This is a genomic window from Streptomyces glaucescens, from assembly GCF_002154375.1.
Classification (GTDB): domain Bacteria; phylum Actinomycetota; class Actinomycetes; order Streptomycetales; family Streptomycetaceae; genus Streptomyces; species Streptomyces glaucescens.
In genome coordinates this window covers 1-5,433 of sequence record NZ_MUND01000615.1, presented here as the reverse complement: position 1 = coordinate 5,433, position 5,433 = coordinate 1, and the positions used below count along the sequence as shown (strand labels likewise).

Genomic DNA, 5,433 nt, shown 5'->3' with positions numbered 1-5,433 from the left:
CGCAACGCACTCGCGGGCGGCACCGGGCCGGGTGGGGAGCCCGACGTTGGTGCGGGTGCCGGTGACGACGTAGCCCTTGACGCCGCCCGCGAGTGCGTTGCGGACCGCGCCGATGTCGTCGGCGGCGGAGAGGGCGAGCCCGTTGGGCCAGCCCGCCGCGCGTGTCTCGGACAGCAGGGTCAGGCCGGAGCCGTCGGGCAGGTGGACGTCGGCGACGCAGATGTCGCGGGGGTTGCCGATGCGGGGACGAGCCTCGGCGATGGACGACGCCTCGATGACGTCGCGCACACCGAGCGCCCACAGGTGGCGGGTCACGGTGGAGCGGACGCGGGGATCGGCGACGACGACCATGGCGGTTGGCTTGTTCGGGCGGTAGGCGACCAGGCTTGCGGGCTGCTCGAGGAGAACGGACACCAGGCCTCCTGGGGTGCGGGACGGCTTTGAAGGTCACAGACGTCTTCGGCACCAAACCTCGTGGCCTTTAGAGAATGATCACGATCTAGTGAGTAACAATCGGTGCTATTCGGACACGCGGTCGATCGTTCGGTGAACGAATCGGTTCGTTCGAGCGACCACTCCTGATTGAAAGTGGCCGTATCGACAAAGAGATGGTCAGTGAACGGCTCCGGTCGAGGAAAGGGGGAGAGGAACGGCGGAAGAACGGCAGGGGGAAGCGGCGGAGGGGAGCGGAAAGGAGCGGGGAGAGTGCGAGGAGGGCGCGCGGTCAGCGCGACTGCGGTCCCCGCCGCTGCGGCAGCGTCACCACCGACGCGTCACCCGGACCGGCCGGAGGCAGCCCCGCCACCTGGGCGAGCAGATCGCACCAGGACGCCAGATGCGCCCCCGTGTCCGGGACGCCGCCCAGCCCCTCCCGCGGTGTCCACGAGGCGCGGATCTCGATCTGCGAGGCGGACGGCCGCGCCGCCAGCCCGCCGAAGTAGTGCGAACTGGCCCGGGTGACGGTGCCGCTCGGCTCGCCGTAGGTCAGCCCGCGCGCCTGGAGCGCCCCGGTCAGCCACGACCAGCAGACCTCCGGCAGCAGCGGATCGGCCGCCATCTCCGCCTCCAGCTCCGCCCGCACCAGCGTCACCAGCCGGAAGGTGCCCCGCCAGGCCTCGTGCCCGGCCGGGTCGTGCAGCAGCACCAGACGGCCGTCGGCCAGATCCTGGTCACCGTCGACGACCGTCGCCTCCAGGGCGTACGCGTACGGCGCGAGCCGCTGCGGGGCCCTGGTCGGCTCGACCTCGATCTGCGGGCGCAGCCGTGCCGACCGCAGCGCGTCGACGGCGGATCGGAAGACCGGCGGAACCGCCTCGCCCGTATGCAGATCCTTCTCCTTCGGATCGTCCGTTCCGCCAGCGCCGTCCGACAGTCGTCCCTGAGCCGCAGCCATGCGGGGAAGATTAAGCGGAACGGGCGCCCGGCGCAGGGAGAGACACCCCGCCGGGCGCACCGGGGTGCGCGGGGCCGGGCCGGGGCCGTCGGCCCGCCGTGCGAAACTTGGCCCGTGAGTGCCAACCAGACGCAGCCTTCCGCGACGTACGACTCCGCCTTCCTCAAGGCGTGCAGGCGCGAACCCGTGCCGCACACGCCCGTGTGGTTCATGCGGCAGGCCGGGCGCTCGCTGCCCGAGTACCGCAAGGTCCGCGAGGGCATCCCCATGCTGGAGTCCTGCATGCGGCCCGAGCTGGTCACCGAGATCACCCTCCAGCCCGTGCGCCGGCACGGGGTGGACGCGGCGATCTACTTCAGCGACATCGTCGTCCCGCTCAAGGCGATCGGCATCGACCTCGACATCAAGCCCGGTGTCGGCCCGGTCGTCGAGCGCCCGATCCGCACCCGCGCGGACCTCGCCCAGCTGCGCGACCTCACGCCCGAGGACGTCTCCTACGTCACCGAGGCGATCGGCCTGCTCACCCGCGAGCTGGGGTCCACCCCGCTGATCGGCTTCGCGGGCGCCCCGTTCACCCTCGCGAGCTACCTCGTCGAGGGCGGCCCCTCGCGCACGTACGAGAACGCCAAGGCGATGATGTACGGCGACCCCGAGCTGTGGGCCGACCTGCTCGACCGCCTCGCCGACATCACGGCCGCGTTCCTGAAGGTGCAGATCGAGGCGGGCGCCTCGGCGGTCCAGCTGTTCGACTCCTGGGCCGGCGCCCTCGCCCCCGTCGACTACCGGCGCTCCGTGCTGCCCGCCTCCGCGAAGGTCTTCCAGGCCGTCGCGGACCATGGCGTGCCGCGCATCCACTTCGGCGTCGGCACCGGCGAGCTGCTGGGCCTCATGGGCGAGGCCGGCGCGGACGTCGTGGGCGTCGACTGGCGCGTCCCGCTCGACGAGGCCGCCCGCCGGGTCGGTCCCGGCAAGGCGCTCCAGGGCAACCTCGACCCGACCGTCCTGTTCGCCTCCACGGCGGCCGTCGAGGCCAAGACCCGCGAGGTGCTGGACTCCGCCGCCGGCCTGGAGGGCCACGTCTTCAACCTCGGTCACGGCGTCATGCCGGCCACCGACCCGGACGCGCTGACCCGCCTGGTCGACTACGTCCACACCCGGACGGCCCGCTGACCGAGAGGCTCACCACGTGTGCCGGGGCCGGGCCTGCCTGCCGAAGAGCAGGCCGCGCGGCTCCGGCGGCGGTGGGGTGCCCGGCCTGAGCGGCCAGGCGAGGAGCATCCCGGCGAGGAATCCGGCGATGTGCGCCGCGTACGCCACGGTGCCCGCGTCGGAGACGCCCTGGCCGGAGGAGTACACCGCCTGGAGCCCGAACCAGAAGCCCAGCACCATCCAGGCGGGCAGCCGCAGCGGCAGGAAGATCAGGAACGGCACCAGGACCCACACCCGGGCCTTCGGATACAGCACCAGATAGGCGCCGAGGACCCCGGCGATCGCCCCGGAGGCGCCGATCAGCGGCTCGGCGGAGCCGGCGTTCACGAGCGCGAAGCCGTAGGTCGCCGCGAAGCCGCAGACCGCGTAGAAGAGCGCGAAGCGCACATGGCCCATGCGGTCCTCGATGTTGTTGCCGAAGATCAGCAGGAACAGCATGTTGCCCAGCAGGTGCAGCCAGCCGCCGTGCAGGAACAGCGCCGTCAGCACGCTCAGCTCCGGCGACTTGTCGTAGCCCGGCGGACCGACGACACAGCCCGGCCCCTGGGGGCCCACCGCGGTCTCGCCGGTCGGCACGAGCCGCGGCATGCGGTGATGGATCAGCTCCTGCGGCACGGCCGCGTACTGGTCGAGGAACGCGTGCAGATGGCACTGCTGGGCGAGGGTGCTGTCCCCGGCCACGGAACCGGCCAGGCCGGGCATGAACAGGAACACCAGCACGTTGGCGGCGATCAGCGCGTACGTCACCCAGGGCGTACGGCGCACCGGGTTCACGTCATGGACGGGGATGACCACACGGGACTACTGCCCGCGCCGCGCGCCGCGAACCGGTGAACGGCGCGGTCCGCACGTACGTATGTCCCGGCGACCGTCCCTGGCACGACGACGTGAGGAACAGGCGATGAGCGACCGTACGAACCCTCCGATGCACGCCCTGCCCGACGGCGAGGCGGAACTCGCCCTCGTGGTCCGGCTTCCCTGGGAGGACGTCGCCCGGCTCGGCCAGGAGGCCGGGCGGCTGGCCGCGCAGATGCAGCGGCCGGTGACGCTGGACGAGGCCGTCAGCCATCGGCTGCGGTCCGCGCGCGTGCCCGCGGCGCATGCCCGGCCGGAGCAGCCCGCCTCGGCCTCGGTGGCCTCCCTGCCGAGGATGAGCGGATCGGCGTAGGCCGGGGGGCGGTCGCCGAGCGAGGTGCACCGGTCCCACCTCGAGGGGGGACGGGGAACTGGGCGAGCAGCCCCCGCTCACCGCGCCCGGCGAGACACCGCACCCCTCTACGGCGCCTCCCGCACCGCCACCGCGGCCTTGCGCGCGGCGACCTGTACCGGGTCCCACACCGGGGAGAACGGCGGCGCGTACCCCAGGTCCAGGTGGGCCACCTGCTCCACGGTCAGGCCGGCGGTCAGCGCCACCGCGGCGATGTCCACGCGCTTGCCCGCGCCCTCCCGGCCGACGATCTGGACGCCGAGGAGGCGGCCGGTGCGGCGTTCGGCGAGCATCTTCACGGTCATGGGGGAGGCGCCGGGGTAGTAGCCCGCGCGGCTGGTCGACTCGATGGTGACCGTCACGTACTGGAGTCCGGCCCGCCGCGCGTCCTTCTCGCGCAGCCCGGTGCGGGCGATCTCCAGGTCGCAGACCTTGCTGACCGCGGTGCCGACGACCCCGGGGAACGTGGCGTAGCCGCCGCCGATGTTGGTGCCGATGACCTGGCCGTGCTTGTTGGCGTGGGTGCCGAGCGGGATGTGCCGCTCCCGCCCCGAGACCAGGTCCAGCACCTCCACGCAGTCCCCGCCGGCCCAGATGTCCTCGTGGCCGCGCACCCGCATCGCGAGGTCGGTGAGCAGTCCGCCGTGGTCGCCGAGGGGCAGCCCCGCCGCGCGGGCGAGCGCCGTCTCAGGGCGCACCCCGATGCCGAGGACCACCACGTCCGCCGGGTACTCGGCGTCCTGCGTCGCCACCGCCCGCACCCGCCCGTCGTCCCCGGTGAGCACCTTGGTCACCTCGGCGTCGTCCACCATGGTGATCCCCATGCCCGACATGGCCTCGCGCACCAGCCGCCCCATGTCGGCGTCGAGCGTGGACATCGGCGCGCCGCCCCGGTTGACGACCGTCACCTCGTAGCCGCGGTGGATGAGCGCCTCGGCCATCTCCACGCCGATGTATCCCGCCCCGACGACCACCGCGCGGCGGCCACGCGTGCCCGTGAGGGTGTCCAGCAGGGCCTGCCCGTCGTCGAGGGTCTGCACCCCGTGCACCCCGGGCGCGTCCGCGCCCGGCAGGTCGGGCCGGACCGGCCGCGCCCCGGTGGCGATCACGAGATGGTCGTACGACGTCCACGACTCGGCGCCGGAATCGACGTCACGCGCGCGTACCCGCCGCCCCGCGGTGTCGATCTCGGTGACCTCCGTGCGCAGCCGCAGGTCGATGCCGCGCGCCCGGTGCTCCTCGGGAGTGCGGGCGATCAGCTCGTCGCGTCCGGCGACGTCGCCGCCGACCCAGTACGGGATGCCGCACGCCGAGTACGAGGTGAAATGGCCCCGCTCGAACGCGACGATCTCCAGTTCCTGGCCCTTGAGACGGCGGGCCTGCGACGCCGCGGACATCCCCGCGGCGTCGCCGCCGATCACCACAAGTCGCTGCCGGGTACCCCTCGTACGGCTCATGTTCATGCGAACACGCTACGGGCGCCCGGCATTTCAGTCGCGCGGCCCCTCCGATTCGGCGCTGCGCGACACCTGGGCCCTCCCGGCCCCGCCGCTCCCCTCCGCGCGCGCGGGCAGCGGGCCGAGCGCCGTCATCGCGGCCGGCTCCGCCGCGCGGCGGGCCCGCC

General features: G+C 73.2%; 6 protein-coding genes. 2 read left to right on the top strand and 4 right to left on the bottom strand.

What is annotated here, in order from left to right:
* A partial coding sequence (locus CCN42_RS33135) for a response regulator (protein ID WP_143662103.1) occupies nt 1-414 on the bottom strand: 414 nt, incomplete at its 3' end.
* A 310-nt stretch (nt 415-724) separates the two neighbouring features.
* A complete protein-coding gene (locus CCN42_RS33130; protein WP_086741111.1) occupies nt 725-1,393 on the bottom strand; it encodes a DUF3000 domain-containing protein in 669 nt (222 codons plus the stop codon).
* A gap of 114 nt (nt 1,394-1,507) precedes the next feature.
* Here CCN42_RS33130 and hemE point away from each other — a divergent pair, with 114 nt between their 5' ends.
* The gene (hemE, locus tag CCN42_RS33125; protein WP_086169398.1) at nt 1,508-2,563 is read left to right on the top strand and encodes a uroporphyrinogen decarboxylase; all 1,056 of its coding nucleotides are present in this window, start codon (nt 1,508-1,510) and stop codon (nt 2,561-2,563) included.
* A gap of 9 nt (nt 2,564-2,572) precedes the next feature.
* On the opposite strand, the gene CCN42_RS33120 is transcribed toward hemE, so the two are convergent.
* Complete coding sequence (locus CCN42_RS33120; RefSeq protein ID WP_086741109.1) at nt 2,573-3,397, bottom strand: rhomboid family intramembrane serine protease; 825 nt, start codon at nt 3,395-3,397, stop codon at nt 2,573-2,575.
* Nucleotides 3,398-3,503: 106 nt separating this feature from the next.
* On the opposite strand from CCN42_RS33120, the gene CCN42_RS33115 reads away from it, so the two are divergent.
* Nucleotides 3,504-3,770: a hypothetical protein gene (locus tag CCN42_RS33115; RefSeq protein WP_086741108.1), complete on the top strand. Its 267-nt coding sequence runs from the start codon at nt 3,504-3,506 to the stop codon at nt 3,768-3,770.
* Nucleotides 3,771-3,877: 107 nt separating this feature from the next.
* Here the strand turns inward: CCN42_RS33115 and CCN42_RS33110 are convergent, their stop codons facing one another.
* The gene (locus CCN42_RS33110) at nt 3,878-5,272 is read right to left on the bottom strand and encodes an FAD-dependent oxidoreductase (protein WP_086741106.1); all 1,395 of its coding nucleotides are present in this window, start codon (nt 5,270-5,272) and stop codon (nt 3,878-3,880) included.
* Nucleotides 5,273-5,433: the final 161 nt, after the last annotated feature.